General features: G+C 49.7%; 16 protein-coding genes and 1 other annotated feature. Of the genes, 11 read left to right on the top strand and 5 right to left on the bottom strand.

All coding sequences use genetic code 11. From position 1 onward, the window contains the following. Positions 1–31: 31 nt before the first annotated feature. Positions 32–1,294 carry an NCS2 family permease gene (locus tag AC3WTP_RS05385; RefSeq protein WP_492393560.1) on the bottom strand — a complete coding sequence of 421 codons (1,263 nt, stop codon included), beginning with the start codon at positions 1,292–1,294 and terminating at the stop codon, positions 32–34. A 154-nt stretch (positions 1,295–1,448) separates the two neighbouring features. Beyond that, positions 1,449–1,742: a binding site (T-box leader), on the top strand. A gap of 169 nt (positions 1,743–1,911) precedes the next feature. On the opposite strand from AC3WTP_RS05385, the gene pheS reads away from it, so the two are divergent. The 4 genes from pheS (at position 1,912) to AC3WTP_RS05365 (ending at position 10,534) form a co-directional block, all read left to right on the top strand. Further along, positions 1,912–2,946: a phenylalanine--tRNA ligase subunit alpha gene (gene pheS, locus AC3WTP_RS05380; protein WP_492393559.1), complete on the top strand. Its 1,035-nt coding sequence runs from the start codon at positions 1,912–1,914 to the stop codon at positions 2,944–2,946. Between the two features lie 35 nt (positions 2,947–2,981). Next, positions 2,982–5,420: a phenylalanine--tRNA ligase subunit beta gene (pheT, locus tag AC3WTP_RS05375; RefSeq protein WP_492393558.1), complete on the top strand. Its 2,439-nt coding sequence runs from the start codon at positions 2,982–2,984 to the stop codon at positions 5,418–5,420. 888 nt (positions 5,421–6,308) lie between these two features. Continuing rightward, positions 6,309–9,911 (top strand): hypothetical protein, encoded by a 3,603-nt coding sequence (locus tag AC3WTP_RS05370; protein WP_492393557.1) that lies wholly within the window; start codon positions 6,309–6,311, stop codon positions 9,909–9,911. Between the two features lie 14 nt (positions 9,912–9,925). Continuing rightward, complete coding sequence (locus AC3WTP_RS05365; RefSeq protein ID WP_492393556.1) at positions 9,926–10,534, top strand: CvpA family protein; 609 nt, start codon at positions 9,926–9,928, stop codon at positions 10,532–10,534. Positions 10,535–10,602: 68 nt separating this feature from the next. On the opposite strand, the gene AC3WTP_RS05360 is transcribed toward AC3WTP_RS05365, so the two are convergent. Next, positions 10,603–10,977 carry a cupredoxin domain-containing protein gene (locus tag AC3WTP_RS05360; RefSeq protein ID WP_492393555.1) on the bottom strand — a complete coding sequence of 125 codons (375 nt, stop codon included), beginning with the start codon at positions 10,975–10,977 and terminating at the stop codon, positions 10,603–10,605. Between the two features lie 203 nt (positions 10,978–11,180). Next, complete coding sequence (locus AC3WTP_RS05355; protein WP_492393554.1) at positions 11,181–11,543, bottom strand: phage holin family protein; 363 nt, start codon at positions 11,541–11,543, stop codon at positions 11,181–11,183. Between the two features lie 264 nt (positions 11,544–11,807). On the opposite strand from AC3WTP_RS05355, the gene AC3WTP_RS05350 reads away from it, so the two are divergent. The 3 genes from AC3WTP_RS05350 (at position 11,808) to AC3WTP_RS05340 (ending at position 15,330) form a co-directional block, all read left to right on the top strand. Further along, positions 11,808–14,168 (top strand): endonuclease MutS2, encoded by a 2,361-nt coding sequence (locus AC3WTP_RS05350; protein ID WP_492393553.1) that lies wholly within the window; start codon positions 11,808–11,810, stop codon positions 14,166–14,168. Between the two features lie 32 nt (positions 14,169–14,200). Further along, the gene (locus AC3WTP_RS05345; protein WP_492393552.1) at positions 14,201–14,620 is read left to right on the top strand and encodes a DUF350 domain-containing protein; all 420 of its coding nucleotides are present in this window, start codon (positions 14,201–14,203) and stop codon (positions 14,618–14,620) included. 167 nt (positions 14,621–14,787) lie between these two features. Beyond that, entirely contained in the window at positions 14,788–15,330 is a 543-nt protein-coding gene (locus tag AC3WTP_RS05340; protein ID WP_492393551.1) for a hypothetical protein, read from the top strand. A gap of 68 nt (positions 15,331–15,398) precedes the next feature. On the opposite strand, the gene AC3WTP_RS05335 is transcribed toward AC3WTP_RS05340, so the two are convergent. After that, positions 15,399–16,241, bottom strand: a complete 843-nt coding sequence (locus AC3WTP_RS05335) for a polysaccharide deacetylase family protein (protein ID WP_492393550.1) — start codon at positions 16,239–16,241, stop codon at positions 15,399–15,401. Between the two features lie 274 nt (positions 16,242–16,515). Between AC3WTP_RS05335 and AC3WTP_RS05330 the strand changes: the two genes are divergently transcribed. Both AC3WTP_RS05330 and AC3WTP_RS05325 read left to right on the top strand, forming a co-directional pair. Continuing rightward, the gene (locus AC3WTP_RS05330) at positions 16,516–17,268 is read left to right on the top strand and encodes a polysaccharide deacetylase family protein (protein ID WP_492393549.1); all 753 of its coding nucleotides are present in this window, start codon (positions 16,516–16,518) and stop codon (positions 17,266–17,268) included. Between the two features lie 35 nt (positions 17,269–17,303). Further along, positions 17,304–18,509, top strand: coding sequence for an MFS transporter (locus tag AC3WTP_RS05325; RefSeq protein WP_492393548.1), 1,206 nt, complete (start codon positions 17,304–17,306; stop codon positions 18,507–18,509). Between the two features lie 21 nt (positions 18,510–18,530). On the opposite strand, the gene AC3WTP_RS05320 is transcribed toward AC3WTP_RS05325, so the two are convergent. Next, complete coding sequence (locus AC3WTP_RS05320) at positions 18,531–19,769, bottom strand: NAD(P)/FAD-dependent oxidoreductase (RefSeq protein ID WP_492393547.1); 1,239 nt, start codon at positions 19,767–19,769, stop codon at positions 18,531–18,533. Between the two features lie 103 nt (positions 19,770–19,872). Here AC3WTP_RS05320 and AC3WTP_RS05315 point away from each other — a divergent pair, with 103 nt between their 5' ends. Then, the gene (locus AC3WTP_RS05315) at positions 19,873–20,130 is read left to right on the top strand and encodes a hypothetical protein (RefSeq protein ID WP_492393546.1); all 258 of its coding nucleotides are present in this window, start codon (positions 19,873–19,875) and stop codon (positions 20,128–20,130) included. A 34-nt stretch (positions 20,131–20,164) separates the two neighbouring features. Continuing rightward, positions 20,165–20,575, top strand: a complete 411-nt coding sequence (locus AC3WTP_RS05310) for a spore coat protein (protein ID WP_492393545.1) — start codon at positions 20,165–20,167, stop codon at positions 20,573–20,575. Positions 20,576–20,709 lie beyond the last annotated feature (134 nt).

Genomic DNA, 20,709 nt, shown 5'->3' with positions numbered 1-20,709 from the left:
GGGGCTCTTTCCTGTATCTGCAGCATGTGCGCTACGCAATAAAGGCCTGCAGAATGAGATACGCGATAAACAGCAGCGCGATGATGTAGAATGCGGATGGCAGGCTTTTGCGTTTACCTGCAGACACATGCAGCACCGCATAGCTGACAAATCCGATGGCCATTCCGTCGATGATGCTGTTCATAAGCGGAATAAAGGCAATGATGAAGAAGGCGGGAATGCCTTCATGCAGCGTCTCGAATGGTATCTTGCGTACAGGGGGCATCATTAATCCACCGATAAAGATAATGATGGGCGCAACTGCCTGATCCGGAATAAGCAGCAGGAGAGGCAGAGTAGGCAGGCTGACGATAAACAACAGGCCGGCTGTAATAGCTGTCCAGCCGGTACGGCCGCCTGCCGATACGCCCGCCGCTGATTCCGCCGCGGAAACAGTCGGGCTGGTAGAGGCGATTCCGCTGAATATGACGGATATCGCTGATGCCTGCAGGGCAGGCCGCATGCGATCAGAAGTGCCGCTGGCGCGCAGCTGGGCGTGCAGCAGCCCGATGTGCTCGAACAACAGCACAAGTGTCAGCGCGAATACGCCCGCCGCAAAGGAGAGCCACGGCATTCCGCTTGGTGAAAGCGACCCGAATGCCGCGCCGTACTCGCTCCAGCCGGCTTGGATGCTCCCGGATATGCCGGAGCTGGGGCGAATTCCCGCCGCATAAGCAAGCGCGGTGCCCAGCACGATGGCGATCAGCAGCGCGCCGGGAATCTTGCGAATATAGAGGATGCTAGTGATAAGCAGAGCTATCATCGTGACGATCGGTTCAGGCTCAGCAAAGGAGCGCAGTGCGATGATGCTGGCTGGGTTCGAGGTGATAATGCCGCCTTTGCTCAATCCGATAAGTACGAGCAGCAGGCCAATGCCGACGGTAACGGCTTCAAGCAATGATTCAGGCAGTGCGGACTGCAATCTGTTCAGGAGCGGAGTGAATACAATAATAGCGAACAGCACACCCGAAGCAGTCACGGTGAACAGAGCTTGGTAGAGGGATAGTCCCATACCATTAACGAGCGTGTAGGTGAACATCGCGTTAATGCCCATACCTGGTATAAGCACGATAGGTGCCTTCCCCCACAAGCCCATCAGAATACTGCCTGCGGCGGAGGCTGTAATGGTAGCGATCATGCCCGCTTGCAGAGGAATTCCGGCGTCCACCAGAATTGTAGCATTCACGATGATAATGTACATGACTGCGAAGAAGCTCACGCTGCCCGCTATGATCTCGTTTCGCCAATTGACCATGAGTAATCCTCCTTATTTGCCGTGCAGTACCAGAAAATATCTTAATATAGTGTTGCACGAAAGGGGCGAGAACATGCCTATTGCATAAAAGTGCGAATCTTGCTTATAATAAGGGGTATTCATGATATTATACTTACACACAGTGTGAGTGAACTGACATGCAGTGATGGAGACAAGTAAGCATGTACCGCTTAACAGGGAAAGGATGCCGTAGATTGAGAGCGTCCTTGAAGTAGGGCTTGCCGAAATTCACTCCGGAGCAGGAGCTTGAACGAACAGCGGAGACTAATGGATAGACCGTCGTTCTGGTAGAGCATCCCGGCAGCGATCCGTTATCGTCGTGCTGAGTGAGACAGGCAAGCGCTCGTTATAAGGCGGATCTTCCGCTGCTAATACGATGCAGGCTGCTGTCTAATTAGGGTGGTACCACGGTCTTTTCGTCCCTTTATGGAGACGAGAAGGCCTTTTTTGCGATTACAGAAGCTGTTGACCATTTCTAGTCGCAATACATTTGCCGTTATAAGCGGCTGCACAATGTTGAAAATACTTCGAATGAAGTTTTTCGTATTTGGCTTATTTTGCTGAAAAATAGCTAGGAACTAAAGGAGGAACTGAAGATGAAGGAGCGTTTGCAAGCGCTGCGCGAACGTACGCTCGCGGAGCTGCAAGGTGCTGAGGACATTCAGCAGCTGAACGATTTACGCGTCAAGGTGCTGGGCAAGAAAGGGGAGCTCACAGAAATACTGCGCGGGATGGGAGCTCTTAGCGCGGAGGAACGTCCGATTATCGGTCAAGTAGCCAATGATGTGCGCAGCGCGATTGAAGAAGTAATCAATACGAAGCAGGAAGCGTTCATTCGTGAGGAGACGGAGCGCAAGCTGCAAACCGAAAAGGTTGATGTTACTTTGCCAGGGCGTCCATTGGCAAGCGGAGCGGTTCATCCTCTGAACAAAGTCATCCAGGAGATCGAAGATATCTTCATCGGAATGGGTTATCAAGTAGCTGAAGGGCCGGAGGTAGAGAGCGATTATTATAACTTTGAAGCTCTGAACCTTCCGAAGAACCACCCTGCGCGCGACATGCAGGATTCATTTTACATTACAGAAGATATTCTGATGCGTACTCAGACTTCACCCGTACAGATTCGCACAATGGAGAAGATGAAAGGCGATGCTCCAGTTAAGATTATCTGCCCTGGACGGGTATACCGCCGCGATGACGACGACGCGACCCATTCCTTCATGTTCCATCAGATCGAAGGCTTGGTCATCGACAAGAACATCCGCATGAGCGACCTAAAAGGCACTTTGCTGGAGTTCGTCCGTGAAATGTTCGGCGAGCATATGCAGATTCGTCTGCGTCCGAGTTTCTTCCCGTTCACAGAGCCAAGCGCTGAAGTGGACGTAACTTGTGTACAATGCGGCGGCGACGGCTGCCGGATGTGCAAGCAAACAGGCTGGCTTGAGATTCTTGGCTGCGGTATGGTACATCCAAAGGTGCTTGAGATGGGCGGCTATGACCCTGAAGTATATTCCGGCTTCGCGTTCGGCATGGGCGTTGAACGGATCGCTCTGTTGAAATACGGCATTGACGATATTCGTCATTTCTATACTAATGATGTCCGCTTCTTGCAGCAGTTTGATCGCTTGTAAGGTTCAGAGACGAAGAGAAAGGAAGGAGACTAACGATGAATGTATCCTATAAATGGTTATCGCAATATGTCGATCTCTCTGGCGTAGACGCGGAGCAATTGGCGGAAATGATCACTCGAGCGGGAATCGAAATCGATGTGGTAGAGAACCGCAATCAAGGGCTCGACAATATTGTAGTTGGTTATGTAGTGGAGCGCGTACAGCATCCAGATGCTGATAAGCTTAGTGTATGTAAGGTGGACGTGGGTCAGGAAGAACAGCTGCAGATCGTATGCGGCGCGAAAAATGTGGACGCTGGACAGAAGGTGCCTGTAGCAACGATCGGCGCTGTCATGCCAGGCGGCATGAAGATCAAGCGCGCGAAGCTGCGCGGTGTTGAATCGCAGGGTATGATCTGCTCTGCGAAGGAGCTTGGCATTAACGACAAGCTGCTGCCTAAGGAAATGCAGGAGGGTATTCTCGTACTTCCAGCCGACACGGAAATTGGTACAGCCATTGCAGAAGTGCTGGAGCTGAACGATCATGTGCTGGAGTTCGATCTGACGCCTAACCGCTCCGACTGTCTCAGCATGCTGGGCGCGGCGTATGAAGTGGGCGCTATTCTTGATCGTGAAGTGAAGCTGCCAGCGAGTACGGTGGAAGAAGCGGGCGACTCCGCTTCCGCACATATCTCGGTTAAGATCAGCGCGCCGGAAAGCTGCAGCCATTATGCGGCTCGCTATATCTCCGGCATTAAAGTAGCGGCTTCCCCGCTGTGGCTGCAGAATCGCTTGCTTGCCGCAGGCATTCGTCCAATCAGCAACATCGTGGACATTACGAACTTCGTGATGCTCGAATACGGCCAGCCGCTGCATGCGTTCGATGCAGATAAGCTTGCTAACGGCCATATTGAGGTTCGCATGGCTCATCAGGATGAAGTGCTTGTTACGCTGGACGATCAGGAGCGTAAGCTGGAGCCGCATATGCTGCTCATCACAGATGGAGAGAAGCCGGTCGCGCTTGCAGGCGTGATGGGCGGTCTTAACTCTGAAGTAACGGACGGAACGGTCAACATCCTGCTTGAATCCGCGAAGTTCGACGGCGGTATCGTGCGCAAGACGTCACGTCAATTGGGTCTTCGTTCGGAAGCTTCACAGCGCTTCGAGAAGGAAGTGAATCCTGAAGCGGTAATTCCTGCGCTGAACCGCGCTGCGGAACTGATGCGTGAATTGGCAGGAGGCACTATCTCTGCTGGTATCGTTGAGGAGAAGATCGCTTCTCAGGAGCCGACTATCATTCATTTGACCGTTGAGAAGACGAACCAGATGCTGGGTACAACGCTCACAGCGGCAGATATTCAAAGCGTTATGAACCGCCTTGGATTCGATGCAACACTGACTGACGGCGATACGTTTGAAGTGCGTGTGCCTGCGCGCCGCGGCGATATTACGCTGAATGTGGATCTGATCGAAGAGGTTGCGCGCATGTATGGCTACGACAACATTCCGACTACGCCAATTGAGGGAGCAACAACACCTGGACGTCTGACGACATCGCAGCGCATCCGCCGTGAAATCCGCAGTGTATTGACTGCAGGCGGTCTTCATGAGGCGATCACGTACTCTTTCACGCATCCTGCTGATACGACTCTCTTTACGGCGTTATCAGGCAATGTTAAACCAGTTGCGCTGTCCATGCCGATGAGTGAGGATCGCAGCGTGCTGCGCACAAGCTTTATTTCTAGCTTGCTTGATGTAACTTCCTATAACCTCAATCGCAAGATTGAAGATGTTGCGCTGTTCGAGATTGGCAGCGTCTATATGACGGATGAAGATACATTGTCTAAGCTTCCGGAAGAGAAGCCGGTGCTGGCTATGCTCATGACTGGAAAGCGTACCGCTTCTCAATGGAATATTCAAGCGGCGAAGGTTGACTTCTATGATATGAAGGGAGCGCTGGAGAGCCTGTTCGCACACTTCGGGCTGACGGATCGAATCCGTTATGCAGCTGATCGTCCAGCAGGCTACCACCCAGGACGTTCTGCTTCCATTTATCTTAGCAGTGGCGAAGGCGAACAGCTTATCGGTACATTGGGGCAGATTCATCCGGATGTACAGCGAAGCAAGGATCTGGGCGAAACGTACGCGGCAGAAATGCTTATAGCGCCGATCATTGACGCTGTTGACTTCAAGATTGAGTACCGTACGCTTCCTCGCTTCCCGGTTGTTGATCGTGATGTTGCGCTAGTGATGGACCGTGGAGCTGAGATCGGGCATCTGCTCAACACGGTGAAAGCTGAAGCTGGCAGCTTGTTGGATTCAGTGGGTGTATTTGATGTTTATACAGGGGATCGAATTGCTGCTGATAAGAAGAGCGTAGCGATCTCGCTCGTGTACCGTCATCCGGATCGTACATTTACAGATGAAGAGATTACGGAGCTTCATGGCCGTGTTGTAGCTGCGCTGGAAGCTGAAGGCGTAGAATTAAGAAAATAATAGTTAGGCGTGACTCGCATTTTAGAGGGCAACCCATTCTTCTCCAGATATTGTTTTTACATAATCTGGCAAGAAGGGGTTGCCCTTTTTGTCGTTATCATACAAGATGGTAGTAGGGGTACCGTGAGCAGGCTCATCCAACAAATATTTCCCTATGTTACAGCCATAAGTTTGGGGCTTTGCAGGAGGAAATGTACTTGTGGGTATCGAACAATTACAAGAGATTAAAATAGATTTGAAGAAACGAGTCATTTTCATAATTCCAATGCCTTGATGGCGCTGAGTGTGATGCTGTGTGTTGAGAGCAAAGTGCTGAGTGCTGAGTGCTAAGGGCTAAGAGCTAAGAGCTAAGAGCTAAGAGCTAAGAGCTAAGAGCTAAGAGCTAAGAGCAAGTGCCAAGTGCTATGTGCAATGTGAGTCCAATATAGGGCGTTTTCTTCTAATCTCAGTGAACATGCTTGTATAATGAAAATATAGACTTAAGCGGAGCCTATGCTTGAATCAGAAGTACCAACCAGCAGTAATCGACAGTACATAAGATCAGCAATCGGCAAATAGCACACCATTTGTTAATAGATAGGCGATCATCCTCGTTGAAACGGACACAGGATCCGTTATTTTGCAATATTAAGGCATTATTTAGGGATTAGCGGACACAGAAGCCCTTATTGGCTTCAATTCGAATGATAATCTCCAGATTTCGTACAAATAGCGGAACCACGGTCCGCAAGTAAGGCAATTAAGCGGTTTTTGCGGCAAATAACGGATCGTATGTCCACTTCGGGTTGATATTCGCATGAGTAGCATGATGGAATTATCGCACAAGAACAACATTGGATGACGATTGTCATCTCATATATAGGAAACGGTTATAAGGAGGACGTATGTATGACCTCATCAGATAAACATCGGGTCACAGTTGAGATATATGGTTCACAATATAAAATTATTGGTACGACAAGCAAGGAATATATGCGGAATATTGCAATGTCTGTGGACGAGCATATGCGAGGAATCGCAGAAGCTAACCCGCGCCTTGATATCCCGCGCATTGCCGTACTATCAGCAGTACATATCGCGGAAGAAGTGCAGCGACTCAAGGATAATAACCAACTGCTTAGCACTCAGCTTAGTGAGCTGAACCAAGAGCAGCAGATGCTGAAGGAAACGGCTCTGCGCTTGGAAGAAGAGCAAGCTCAGTTGTCGACTCGACATGCCGAGTCGCTGAAGCAGTTGAATCAGCAGCACGAAGTGAAGCTGAACCGACTGATTGCTTCAGAGAAGCAGGCGGTAGATGCGGCGAATCAATTGAAGTCGGACAAACAAGCGGTTGAAGAGCGACTCATGAAGCTGCAAGAGCAGCAGAAGGAGCTGGATCGTAAATTACAATCGCTTAACAGCAGAGAACAAGAGCTGAAGCGCAAGCTGTTGGAAGGCGAGCAGAAGCTCAATCGTTCCCATGAGCTGTTAGAGAAAGAGAAGCAAGAACGTCAGCAGGAGCTTGCTAGCCGAATAGCCGCGCTGAATAAGCAGCATGAGCAAGCACTGTCTGCTGTGAAGGATAGCTTAGAGAAGGCTGCTGTCGAATCAGCTGAGCAATATGAAGCGCAACTGGCGACGGAGCAGAAGGCACATATGTCGGCTGTTGAGGGGCTTCAAGCAGCTCACAAGCAGGAGCTTGACCATTCCCTTGCCCAGCATGCTGAGATGATCGAAGCTTTGAAGCAAGAGCAGGCGGAAAAGTTGAAGCAGATGGAGTCGAAGCATGCCTCATCAGCTCATGGTGCTGCGGAGCGGCACGCCGCTATGTTGAAGCAGAAGGAGCAAGAGTGGCAGAAGAAGCTGTCCGCTGCTGTACAGGAGCTTAATGGGCTCAAGCAGTCGCACGATGCTGCAGTTGAAGAATTGAAGCGCACGCATAAGCTGGCACTTGATGAGCTTCAAGCCGGGCATAAGAAAGAAGTGGAAGAGCTCCAAGCGATGCATGAGCAAGCATTGGAATCGTTGAAGCTTGCTAGAGACGAGCATGAGGCTGCACTGATTGATGAGTGGGATCAAAGCTGGAAGCAAGCGGAGAATCGCATCCATCAGCTCGAAGGTCATCTTAGTCGAGCGGAAGAGCTGGATCGTGCGCGTCAGATTGAGATGGAACGTCTGATGCGTGCTCGTGACGAAGCAAATCAAGAAATCGAAAATATGCAGGCGAAGGCGACTCAGATGGAAGCGGATCTAGAGCGTCAGGCTGAAGCGATAGAGCAATCGAAGGAAGACCGAGTAACCTATGAAGCGCTAATTAAGGAGCTTGAGGATCGAGGTAATGAGCTTGTTGCAGAGAAAGCTCAGACCGAGTCTAAGTGGGAAGAAGCGATGAAGAAGTCGCAGGGGGACCTGCAGGTCGAGCGTCAAGCCCGCGAGCAGCTTACGGACAAGCTTGCGGCCCAACATGAAGCTGGCAGCGAGCTGGAAGCGCAGGTGCTGGCAGCGCTAGAGGAGCGCGAACAGCAGGAAGCGCGGATGCAGGCGGTGCGCGAGGTACGCGAGCAGCTGGAGGCGCAGGTGCAGGCAGCGCTAGAGGAGCGCGAGCAGCTGGAAGCGCGTATGCAGGCGGAGCGTGAGCAGCTGGAAGCGCAGGTGCTGGCAGCGCTAGAGGAACGCGAACGGCAGGAGGCGCGGATGCAGGCGGATCGCGAGGAGCGCGAACAGTTGGAAGCGCGGATGCAGGCAGCGCTAGAGGAGCGCGAACAGCAGGAAGCGCGTATGCAGGCGGATCGCGAGGAGCGCGAACAGCTGGAGGCGCAGGTACTGGCAGCGCTAGAGGAGCGTGAGCAGCAGGAAGCGCGGATGCGGGCGGAGCGTGAGGAACGTGAGCAGCTGGAAGCGCAGGTGCTGGCGGCGCTAGAGGAGCGCGAACAGCAGGAAGCGCGTATGCAGGCGGAGCGCGAGGAGCGCGAACAGCTGGAGGCGCAGGTGCTGGCAGCGCTAGAGGAGCGCGAGCAGCTAGAGGCGCGTATGCAGGCGGAGCGCGAGGGTCGCGAGCAGCTGGAAGCGCAGGTGCTGGCAGCGCAAGAGGAGCGCGAGCAGCTGGAGGCGCAGGTGCTGGCAGCGCTAGAGGAGCGCGAGCAGCTGGAGGCGCGGATGCAGGCGGAGCGCGAGGAACGCGAGCAGCTGGAAGCGCAGATGCTGGCAGCGCTAGAGGAGCGCGAACAGCAGGAAGCGCGGATGCAGGCAGAGCGCGAGCAGCGTGAACAGCTGGAAACGCAGGTGCTGGCAGCGCAAGAGGAGCGCGAACAGCAGGAAGCGCGGATGCAGGCAGAGCGTGAGGAACGTGAGCAGCTGGAAGCGCAGGTGCTGGCGGGGCTAGAGGAGCACGAACAGCAGGAAGCGCGGATGCAGGCAGAGCGTGAGGAACGTGAGCAGCTGGAGGCGCAGGTGCAGGCAGCGCTAGAGGAGCGCGAGCAGCTGGAAGCGCGTATGCAGGCGGATCGCGAGGAGCGAGAGCAGTTGGAGGCGCAGGTGCTGGCAGCGCTAGAGGAGCGCGAACAGCTAGAAGCGCGTATGCAGGCGGATCGTGAGGAACGTGAGCAGTTGGAAGCGCAGGTTCTGGCAGCGCTAGAGGAGCGCGAGCAGCTGGAAGCGCGTATGCAGGCAGAGCGCGAAACAATCGAGCAGTTTGAGGCGCAGACTCAAGCAGATCGCGACGCATATATATTGCTGCAAGCGCAGCTTAAAGAAGCGCATGAAGTGTCAGCACGCGAGCAGGAAGCACACGAACAAGCGCTGGCCGAGGCGAAGGAAGCTTATCATCGTCAGCTGCTTGAAACAATGGAACGCTGTGTGTATGATTTACAGGAAAAAGTGGATGAGTCCATGGCCCAAACTAATCACGACATGGAGATCAAGACGCGCAAGCTTGAAGAAAGTTATGCCAGCAAGCTGACTAAACTGGAAGCAGAGGCAGCATCGATTCGAGAACAATTGAAGCAAGCCGTACAGGAGAGAGATGCTCAAGTAGAACGGATGAATCAATTGCAGGCGTTGCATGAAAAGTCAACAAGTGATATCGAGCTCATTAACAGCGAGGTTGCAAGTGCTCGTATCGAATTGTCGGAGATGCAGGCTAAGCTTACGTCAACTAAAGCGGAGCTGGACGGGCTTAGAGAAGCATATGAAGAAGCTACTCATAGCGCGGCTCAATATCAGGCATTGGCTGAGGATGCGGAGCGGCGATTTGAAGAAGCGCAACTGCAGTTTGAGACAGCTGCCCAAGAAGCAGCGGCTGCATCAAGCACCATCAATGAAGCGGATCTGCAGGCATTGCAGGAACAATTTGAGATGATATCTCATCAATACAGACACTCACTGATTGAACGCGAATTAGAACAGAAGAAGGCTGCGGCTGTTGAACACGAACTGAGTGCATTGCAGGATGAATACGGCAAGCTCAAGAGCGAGTTTAACGAATGGTTGGAAATAATGGATCTTGGTAAGTAGGATGGACTGCTGAGATGTGGGAAGCTCTTGTAAATCAATTGGTCCATATATGGAATTCTGTACTGAATGTGTTCGTAGGGTGGAATGAGCTGGATTGGCTTATATTGATCGGCTTGATCCTCTGCATCATCTGGGGCGCATACAGAGGTTTGCGCTCACTAGCTTTGTCGCTGTTCGGTTATGCGGCTGCCTTTATCATCGCTGCGAAAAATTATGAGTACCTGATACCTTGGGTTCGTAAACGAATATTCACGAACGAGGTATCAACTTCATCAACGATCAGTGCGCTTGAGCAGGGCGAGGGCGCTTCACAGCATGTTCTGCATGCTGTCATCGCCTTCAGCTTACTGTTCGCCTTTATCCTGTTGGGATTATGGCTGGTTAAGCATTTGTTGACTAAGTTGACCTCTGTGCGCCCAATCAGACGTTTCGATCGATACACTGGAGCTCTGCTCGGCATCGGACAATTTATATGCTTATGGTGTATCATATATATTCTGCTAATGGCTTGGCCTAATGGTCATGTACGTGCGCTTGCAGCAGATTCTTACTGGTACGCGAAAACGGGAGAATGGCTGCCGATCTGGTTTGCAGAGGCTGTTCAATGGGCTCAGTGGTTGTAAAGGATGAACCATATATGCGCAAGCCGCCCGCTCTGCTTCAACAGAGTGAACGGCTTGCGCATTGCAGTTTACTCAACTATTAGCTTGGCTTTCATTCCGTTATGTCCTGGGCCGCACAATATGCTGCATTTAAATTCGTATGTCCCAACTTTAGGAGTAATAACCTGGCTGGATTGTTTAGAAGAAAGCTCGAGTCCTAATTCAGCAATCTTTAATCCGTGATTGCCAGTGGACTCTAACACAAATTTGACGGGCTCACCAGCTTTGACACGATATTCCTCTTGCTCGAAATTATAATTGACGGCTTTAATGACAACTTCCGAAGCAGCCGTTTCGTTTGCGGATGGTTCAGCAGATGAAGCGCTGTTCTCACCGCCGCATGCTGTCAGCGCTAAAGCAAGAGCCATCATGGCTGCTGCGATCGTTACTTTCTTATTCATCATTGCACATCCTTCCCATGTCACTTCTACGGCCAGCCATTGCCCGTGAAATGAGCTTCAACAGAACGGCTGTATCATCGTATATGAAATAAATATACGCATTCACACCTAGAAATCCTGTCGAATACTGGAAAGATGATGTTACAATTATGTGACAATCGCTATTGTTGTGACTTACATCACCGAGAAATTATGTGTGTTAAGATCTAGACTTGCTCCTTGTTTTCTTTTTGATCGTACGGTGCACTCATCGGAATGAACAGGTCGATCAGACCGATTACAAGCGCTGCTAACAGCGCGCCAATCATCGACACACTGACACCGCCGACGAAAAACTGCGCGACGTATATAACGAGGGCGCTTACGAGGAAACCGACGATTCCTCTGCTAAATGGAGTCACACGGGTACCAAATAGGGCTTCGATACCCCAGCCGATAAGCGCGATAATCAATGCAAGGAACAAGGCGCTCCAGAAACCGCCGACTGAAAAGGCTGGTACAAGCCACGATGTGAACATCAGCACCAGAGCGGATACGATAAATCGAACTACATGACCGAGAAAATTCATATCATTAACCTCCTCATTGTTTAATTTGATTGTCGTGATAAGCGAGGGAAGCTTCTGGATATAAGCTTGCCATTATTTGTACAGTTCGCTCACAGTTCAATCATTCTTGATTATTAAGGGGACAGTTTGTGCAACAATTAGTGTATCCCGGGTTGTACGAACTATGTATGCATGGACAACATAACCTAGCGGTACACAGCTATACATAGCTCTTGAGGTTCGATTCGGCTATAATGAGTTTGACGAAAGGAGTCGTGACTGCGATTGGATCCTAAAATATTTAAAACATTAGAATATGATAAAATATTGCATGGTCTGGCTAAGCATACAGCTACGGCGCTAGGAGAGCAGTTGGTGTTGGAGCTTACACCAAGCATTATGCTGGATGAAGTAAAGCGCAGGCTGCAAGCGACTGACGAAGCTTTGACGGTAGACCGTCTAAAAGGCGGGGCTCCATTTGCAGGGGTCAAGGATATTCGCTCAGCAGTAAAGCGTGCCAGAATCGGAAGTATTCTGAGTCCGCCTGAATTATGGGATATCTCGGCGTTGACGAATGCATCTCGACGCTTGATCAGACATATTGAAAGTGTGCATGAGGAAGAGCCAATCGAATTGTTGAAGCATGTCGTGGAGCAATTCAGCGAGCAGAAGCCTTTGGAAGATGCCATTCGCCAATGTGTGGACGAACAAGGGGAAGTGCTTGATCAAGCAAGTTCTGAGCTTGCTACAGTACGCCGCGAGCTTCGGATCGGTGAGACACGTATTCGTGAGAAGCTGGAATCGCTTATTCGCTCACAGAGCACTGCGAAGATGCTGCAGGAGCAGCTTGTGACGATACGCAATGACCGCTACGTTATCCCGGTCAAACAGGAATACCGCTCTCACTTTGGCGGCATCGTCCACGATCAATCAAGCTCTGGTGCGACTTTGTTTATCGAGCCGGAATCAATTGTAGCGATGAACAATAAGCTTCGTGAAACGAAGCTGCGTGAAGAACGGGAAATTGAACGGATCTTATCCCGCTTGACAGATCTCGTTGGCGAACAGGCTGAAGCGTTGCTGTATGATACAGGGCTCGTTGCCATGCTTGATTTTATGTTTGCCAAGGCGCGCTATAGCTTCGCGATGAAAGCCGCGAAGCCGATTATGAATGATCGCGGCTTCATCAAGTTGAAGCGCGGTCGTCATCCATTAATTCCGCGTGACGTGGTTGTTCCGACAGATATAGAACTAGGTAATTCCTATACATCCATCATCGTCACGGGACCGAATACGGGCGGCAAGACCGTATCCTTGAAGACAGTCGGGCTGCTAAGCCTGATGGCGATGTCGGGATTGTTTATTCCGGCTGACGAAGGCTGCCAGATGTGCGTCTTTGACGGAATATATGCGGACATTGGCGATGAACAGAGCATTGAACAGAGTCTCAGTACGTTCTCGAGCCATCTAACAAATATTATCCGAATATTAGGACAAATGACGCCTAAGAGCCTCGTGCTCTTGGATGAGCTTGGAGCGGGTACAGACCCTGCGGAGGGCTCGGCACTTGCGATCTCCATTCTTGAGCATATGCATTCAATGGGCTGTCGAATCATCGCTACGACACACTATCCTGAGCTTAAAGCGTACGCCTATGAACGCCAAGGCATCATTAATGCGAGTATGGAATTCGATGTGCAAACATTGCGTCCTACTTATCGATTGCTGATCGGCGTTCCTGGACGAAGCAATGCGTTTGCGATTGCTGAGCGACTTGGATTATCCACAGCTATTATTGATTATGCGCGCGGCGAGGTTACGGAAGAAGATACACGCGTAGAAACGATGATCGCTTCCCTTGAATCGAACCGCAAACGTGCGGAAGAAGAGCATGCATCCGCGGAGCAGCTGCGGAAAGAGAATGAGCAGCTTCAGCGCAGTCTGCAGCAGCAGCATGAGAAGTTCGAGGCTGATAAGCAGAAGCGTGTTGAGCGCGCTGAAGAAGAGGCTCGGGTCATTGTCGACAAGGCGCGCAAAGAAGCGGAGCAGATCATTCAAGAGCTTCGCCAGCTAGCTATGGAAGGCGCTGAATATAAGGAACATAAGCTGACCGAAGCGCGCAAGCGTCTTGATGAAGCTGCGCCAGCCAAGAAGCTTGGTGTGACGTCGGCGCGTACTGCCAAGGCGCCGCGGAAGATCGGTCCTGGAGATGAAGTTAGGGTCTACAGCCTGAATCAGAAGGGCCACGTTGTTGAGATGAGCGATAACGAAGCCGTCGTTCAACTCGGTATTATGAAGATGAAGGTCAACAAGGACGATCTTGAACTCGTTACTCCTGTACAAGCGCAGCCTGTCAAGAAGCAGCAGACGGCTACGACGGTTAAGCGTACTCGTGATGAGAATACTCGGACTGAGCTGGACCTGCGCGGTGAGAACCTGGAAGAGGCGATCATGGAAGTGGATCGTTTTCTGGATGAAGCGATCATGTCCAACCTGGGGCAAGTCTATATTATTCACGGCAAAGGTACTGGCGTGCTTCGTACAGGAATTCAAGAGTTTCTGCGTAGGCACAAGCACGTTAAAAGCTTCCGATTAGGTAATTATGGTGAAGGCGGAGCAGGGGTTACAGTAGCGGAGATTAAATAACATTCGATCGATGTTGACGATGGGAGGGGCAGATGGGAGAGATGATTGAGCAGTGGTTGAGTAATCCTTACTTCGCGATGGCTGCCTATTTTTCAGTAGCATGTTTAGCCTTGGTGATTCTGCTGTCGATCTTTGAATTGGTCACCCCCTATAAGTGCTGGGATGAGATCAAGAAAGGCAACATCAGCGTCGCCATGGCTACTAGCGGAAAAATATTCGGCATATGCAACATTTTTCGTTTCGGTATAGAAGCTCATGAATCGTTGTACGCATCCTTATCTTGGGCGATTGTTGGATATGTGCTGCTGCTGATTGCATACTTCTTGTTCGGATATCTGATGCCTTTTTTTCGTTTGGATAAGGAGATATCGAAAGATAATCGAGCAGTTGGCTTGCTCGCAATGGTTATATCCGTGTCGTTGTCCTACATTATCGGCGCGAGCTTGAAGTGATGAACGCTGGCTTGTATATGTGATGCTTTCGACTATAAGGTGGAGGAAGACTGCGCATGAAATATTTGTGGGGAACATTATTTGCATTGGCCGCAGTATTTTTTATCATTGGTATCGTATATTGGATGAACATTTAGTCAAGATTGACAATGGAAGGTGAATGAAACATGACAACACATACAGTCTGTCCATGGTGCTCTACGGAAATCGTATGGGATGAAGTGCTTGGTCCGGAAGAAGAATGCCCATACTGCCATAATGAATTGCAAGAATATCGTTCCTTGAATGTGCCGATTGAGGTGGACGAGGATGACATGCAGCAAGATGCTGCAGACAAACAGGATGAACCAGAGGAAAAGGGTTGGTCTAACTTCGGATGGGGAGACGAAGCTATGCTGTTCGCCTCTGCAGATGATATGAAGTATCAGGAAGGCGTGGACCGAGTGCTGCAGGATCAGCTGGATGTGCCGGAGTGCTCGCAGTGCAGAGAATATATGCTGCTGATTGGCCGCCAGACGGTGAGCGGGCAATCGTTCGAGCCGCATGTTCGAGAAGGAAGTATGACTGGAATGGTGCAGGCTCCATTTCAATTAGATGTATATGTGTGCTCTTCTTGCTTCCAAGTGACGAAACGTCTAGGACAAGCAGAAAGAGAATCGCTTAAAGAACAGATTCGCCAGTTAAGTGAATCGGATGAAGCCGATCAATAATTATTGAGATACCTCGTATACGCCAGGGCTGTGTTCTCTTCTGAGATCATAACTCTGGCGTTTTAGTTTTAACGATTTACTTGTGCGGCAATCTTATTAACCAGCATAGCAGGTGTGATCGCGGGATTCCCTGCATTAATGCGCGGAATGAACATCTTATGTGCAGACCGGACAGCCAAGCCGGGCTCAATCGTAAATGCATATCGAATACCTGACATGCGCATGTAGCGGGCTGCTTCTGCTGAGTATTGACCGAATGGATAGGACAGACTGTCTATTGGACTGTTATTGTACGAGGACAGCGTCTTTATACAGGTTGACGTATCTGTTATTAATCGTTGGTGATAGGATTGACGGCTTTCCCGTTTAGTGGCGGATACGACCATTTGTCGGACCACGACAGACTTACGGTTCTGTTTATGATGCATGTTATGCGTGTGACATTGGACCTCGTTTCCAAGTTGATCATTTTTCAAATAAGCCAAATGATTTTGCCGCATAGGAGGTACGTTGTAAGGATACGCTCCCTTCAAATGCTTGGTAATATAGAAGTTTACTGCGGGAATATTGAATTCCTTCAAGATCGGATATGCATGGGTGTAGAAGCTTTCATAGCCGTCGTCAAATGTAACCAGCACCGCGTTTGATGGTACTTTAGCTCCGTTCATATAATTGCGAAATTCCCTCATCGAGATAAAGTGAAATCCCCGTTTCTTCAAATACATAAGCTGTTCTCGAAAAAGCCTCGTTTCGATTGTGCTCGAGCTCTTGTTCTGATCGTGAACGTGATGATACATCAGCACAGCAACAGAGTCCTTGTACAATGGCTTGGCATACGCATGCGCGGCATTCGGGAATCCAACCGACATAAGTACTAATGCTAATAATACTGCAACTCCTGTACGCAACATTGCATTATCGGCTCCTCTGAACATTTTTATATCCCTTTATGATGACAATTCAAGGAAACTCAATCATTGATGAACGTTATATTGTATATTGCTGCAATTCCGAACACTTATACCTTTCTTAAACTGATCTTGCCTTTAACCGCAGTGTCAATAAATGGCCATGACTGAAATAAGCTATTTGACGCAACATAATACAATCGCATCTGATCTAAAGCAAGTAGTCTGTGCCTCCCAGCTTAATGGGAACGACATCACAGAGAGTAAGGAGAACGATATGCTTAAAAAGATGGTCATGTTTACGCTATGTTTCTTATTAGTCAGCACACCTGCTTACAGCGCGCCTGTCAAGAGGGATAGGCTTTATTATGAACAGCGGGGGGATATTGTCTGGGAGGTGAAGACCAAGCAGAAGCTGATCGCCCTGACCTTTGACGACGGTCCAGATCCACGTCAAACGACAGAGATATTGAAGCTGCTTAATCAATATGGAGCGAAAAGCACCTTCTTCGTTATTGGGAAACGAGTAGCCCGATATCCCGAGATTGTTCGAACCTTATTAGCGGATGGTCACGAGATTGCCAACCATACGTATAACCACGTTTATTTTAATCGCAATACAAGTGAACAGAAGATCCGGCAAGAGCTGGAGCAGACGCAACAGGCCATACGTTCGGCGGCTAATTACGAAGCAACATTGTTTAGACCTCCTGGGGGCAAGTACAACGATCTTATCGTGAATACGGCGAAGAGTATCCCGTTGAAGTCGATTATGTGGTCGTGGCATCAAGATACAAGGGATTGGAGCTTGCCTGGTGTGAATCGGATCACGGAGAAGGTGCTGAATAATGCGCGCAATGGGGATATTGTGCTGTTTCACGATTTTGTGAGTGGTCGTTCACAGACGAAGGCGGCGCTGGAGATCATACTGCCCGAGCTTAAGAAGCAAGGCTTTCAATTCGTAACGGTTACTGAACTGCTCCGTCATTCTGGGTCACAGCTTGTAGATCTGCAATCCGATTCCAAATAGTGCGCCAGCAATTATGGAAATGAGGAGGTGGTATCATGCAAGCTCGTCTAGACCGTCAATCATGGCTACTGTTGATCGTATTCGGTCTATTTGCCAGCGCTAACGCATTCTCTGGAACGTTTGTTAACGTCTTTCTGTGGAAGGTGAAGCCGGATTACTCCCTTATTGGCTGGTTTGCGTTAGTGCAGCAGTTTACCTTAGGAGCGGTGTTCGTCATTGGTGGAAAATGGGTCAAAGAACACAATAAAATGAATGTTCTGCGCACCGGTATACTATTAGCAGGTATGTTCTATGCTGTTGTTCTCTACTTAGGGAAAGATGCCGTTAATTGGATATGGCTGTTAGGACTGCTCATGGGCGCAGCGCTGGGTGCCTTCTGGCTGTCCTTTAATGTCGTTTACTTTGAAGTTACAAATGCGGATAACCGAGATCGCTTTAATGGCTGGGTAGGGTTGATTGGCTCCGCGTCAACGATGATTGCTCCTTGGGCATCCGGTCTACTGATAGGCGCATTCGGGGGCAGGGGGTATAAGTTTATGTTCTCTGCTTCGTTGATCATATTTGCTTTTGGGGTTGTGCTCAGCTTTTGGCTGAAGAAGCGGCCTCCGGAAGGACAGTATGATTGGTCCATTCCCCTGCGTGTCTGGCAGGATGCCAAAAGCCCTTGGCGAGTGACGAGCTTGGCATTAGCTCTTCAAGGCGTTCGTGATGGAGCTTACGGCTTTTTAATAGGGCTAATTGTGTTCGTAGCGACAACCAATGAGGTGAAGGTGGGAAACTATACGCTGTTCACCTCAATCGCAGCTTTGATTTCTTTTTATATTGTCGGCAAATGGCTCAACTCACGTTATCGGGGTGCCGGGATGCTGTGGGGAGCTATGGTTATGGCTTTAACCGTGATTCCTCTTTTTTTCGGAGTCAATTATGTAAACCTGCTGCTATTTGGAATCGGAATGGCGCTCGCTTCTCCTTTCTTTACGATACCGATGACTTCTGTCACGTTTGATTTGATGGGAGAGAGTGATCAGGCTGTTCACAATCGTGTGGAATTAACAGTCGTACGAGAATTTGGGTTATTGGTTGGGCGAATCATCTCAATCGGAATATTCATTATCGTAGTTAGCTGGTCTACTGAGATTCATGTCATCGTGCTATTTCTGGCGATTATCGGCTGTGTCCCAATAGCAAGCGCATGGGTTATGAAGAATCTGATTGCTTCGAGAACGGCAGCTAAGTCTTAGCGCAGGGAATCCCCTATAATCTTATTCGGCAAATGGTGACGGATGCGGCGATCGATCAAGACGGAATAGCTCAGCATCAGGGTGACTTCCGTGTGTGATTAAGGCAGGAATAATCTCTGCCGCAATCATGCAGTAGACCGTTCCGTTGCCTCCATATGGCTCTATAAAATAGCATCTCGGATAGTCTGGATGCGCGCCCATGGAAGGATAGCCATCATGCGTAGAACAGAATAACGCGCTCCAAGCGTATGCTGATCGAATCGGTGCAAGCGATGGAAACAGCTTCATGACCTCTTGTTCCAATAATTTCGCTTTATGCGGAAGCATGCGGTCCCGTTCCTCAGGATTAAAGGTGGACTCATCGAGTCCTCCCGCTACGATGCGATGGTCGGGCGTCGTTCTCAGATATAAATAAGGACGAGCCGTTTCCCAGATTAGCATGCGTTCATGCCACACCCGATCGAGTCCTTCAATCGGTTCTGTCAAGATGGCGAATGTGCTTTCAAGCTTCGCATTGCGATCGCGCTTAAGCTCTTGCGTCTCATAGCCCATAGCAAAGACAGCATGTTGAGCTGTCACATGATGCCTGCTGTTAGTGGTAACGACGATCGAATCTGCAGTATGTGTATGATGATTTACCTTGGAATGCTCATACACTCTTAGTCCATAGCACTTCACTGCCGTCAGCAGCAGAGCGTGGATGAAGCGGAATGCGTTCACTTCCGCATCACCATGCGTAACGATAGCAGCATGCTTCTTAAAGCCAAACGATCGCTCGATATCTTCAGGTTTCCACCATTTGACAGGAAAACCGCCGCGAACAAGAATATCATAGTCTTGCTTCAGAGGCTTAACATGATCCTCACAGCTGGCATAATACAGACTGCTTCGAGGTATAAGCTGAGTGTCGAATAGCAGTTCATCATTAAGGACGATCAGCTTATCAATAGCTTCCTTGCATAATTGATAGAATCTCATGCCGTACTGTTCTCCAAAGGTATGAATACAGGAGGATAACGATTTATCATTGCAAAATTGCAGTAAACCCGTATTGGCAGAAGAACTGCCGTCGCCGATTATTCGCTTCTCAAGCAGCACGACTTGTTGGCCTTGCTTGCCTAGTTCATAAGCTAGCAATGCTCCGCTCATCCCGCCGCCGATGATCACGGTATCGCACTTGAGATCTTCATCCAGCGCAGGATAGGTGTATATTGGCTCTAAGGTCCCTATCCAAGGGAATGTGCCAGACTTCAGATCCATTGATTTGATCTCCTCTTCCTAACTTTGATGAGTAACGATTACATAATTCCCCAACTGTTGAAGCATAATACATCATGTTCATGCACGAAAGGAGATGTAAGATATGCACAATCCAGGAATGAATGCAAAGCCGTTAACGCCGAAGGAACTGGAGTATATTACAGATTCTTTGTCTAACGAAGATTTGTTGTTGAAGCAATGCGCCGCTACTGCAGCCAGCATCGCCCATACAAACAATGCGCAGGCGCTGTCAAGTATGGTTCAGGTTCATCAACAGCACATGAGCATCTTGTTGAATGCTCTGCAGCATCACACCCAGATGGCGCCGACCCATCCTCAACAAAGCAATATGCAGCAATAACAGTCCCATTCGAAAGGAGCCAGAAGAACAGCCCATGAATACATCAAACTTTATGCCGGAGCAAGATCTTATGTACACGATTCTAGCTGACTTGAAGCGAACGGTTCGAGAGTATGTGACGGCAGCGACCGAAGCGAATTGCCCTGTTGTCCGACAAATGTTCACGGATCTAACGAATAGCACACTGCGCATGCAAGGCGATCTGTACAATCTGATGCAGCAGCAGAATATGTACTCGCTCTCTTCACCTGCGCTGCGGCAATCGGTAGAGCAGGCTCATCAGCAGAATCAGCAGATGCAGCAAAAGTGTCAGCAGTTCGTACAGCAGAAGCTGGGTCAATCGAATCAGGGACAGCATGCGGCGCATCCTAGCTCGTACAACCAGAATGAAGCCGCAGGGCAAGATCAGCGTTATAACACTTCCGGCGGGCATTCGTATATGTAGATAATGGCCAGGGTGCTTAAAAAGACCAATCAGTCAGCGCTGATTGGTCTTTTTTTGTAAGGTTAATCGCATTAAAGCGTCAAATTATTAGAGTCCACTGCAAGTCAGGTTCTTGGCATGCAGGTACAATAGGT

Source organism: Paenibacillus sp. EB106-04-04-XG159, assembly GCF_058791835.1.
This window is presented reverse-complemented; position numbering and strand designations above follow the sequence as displayed.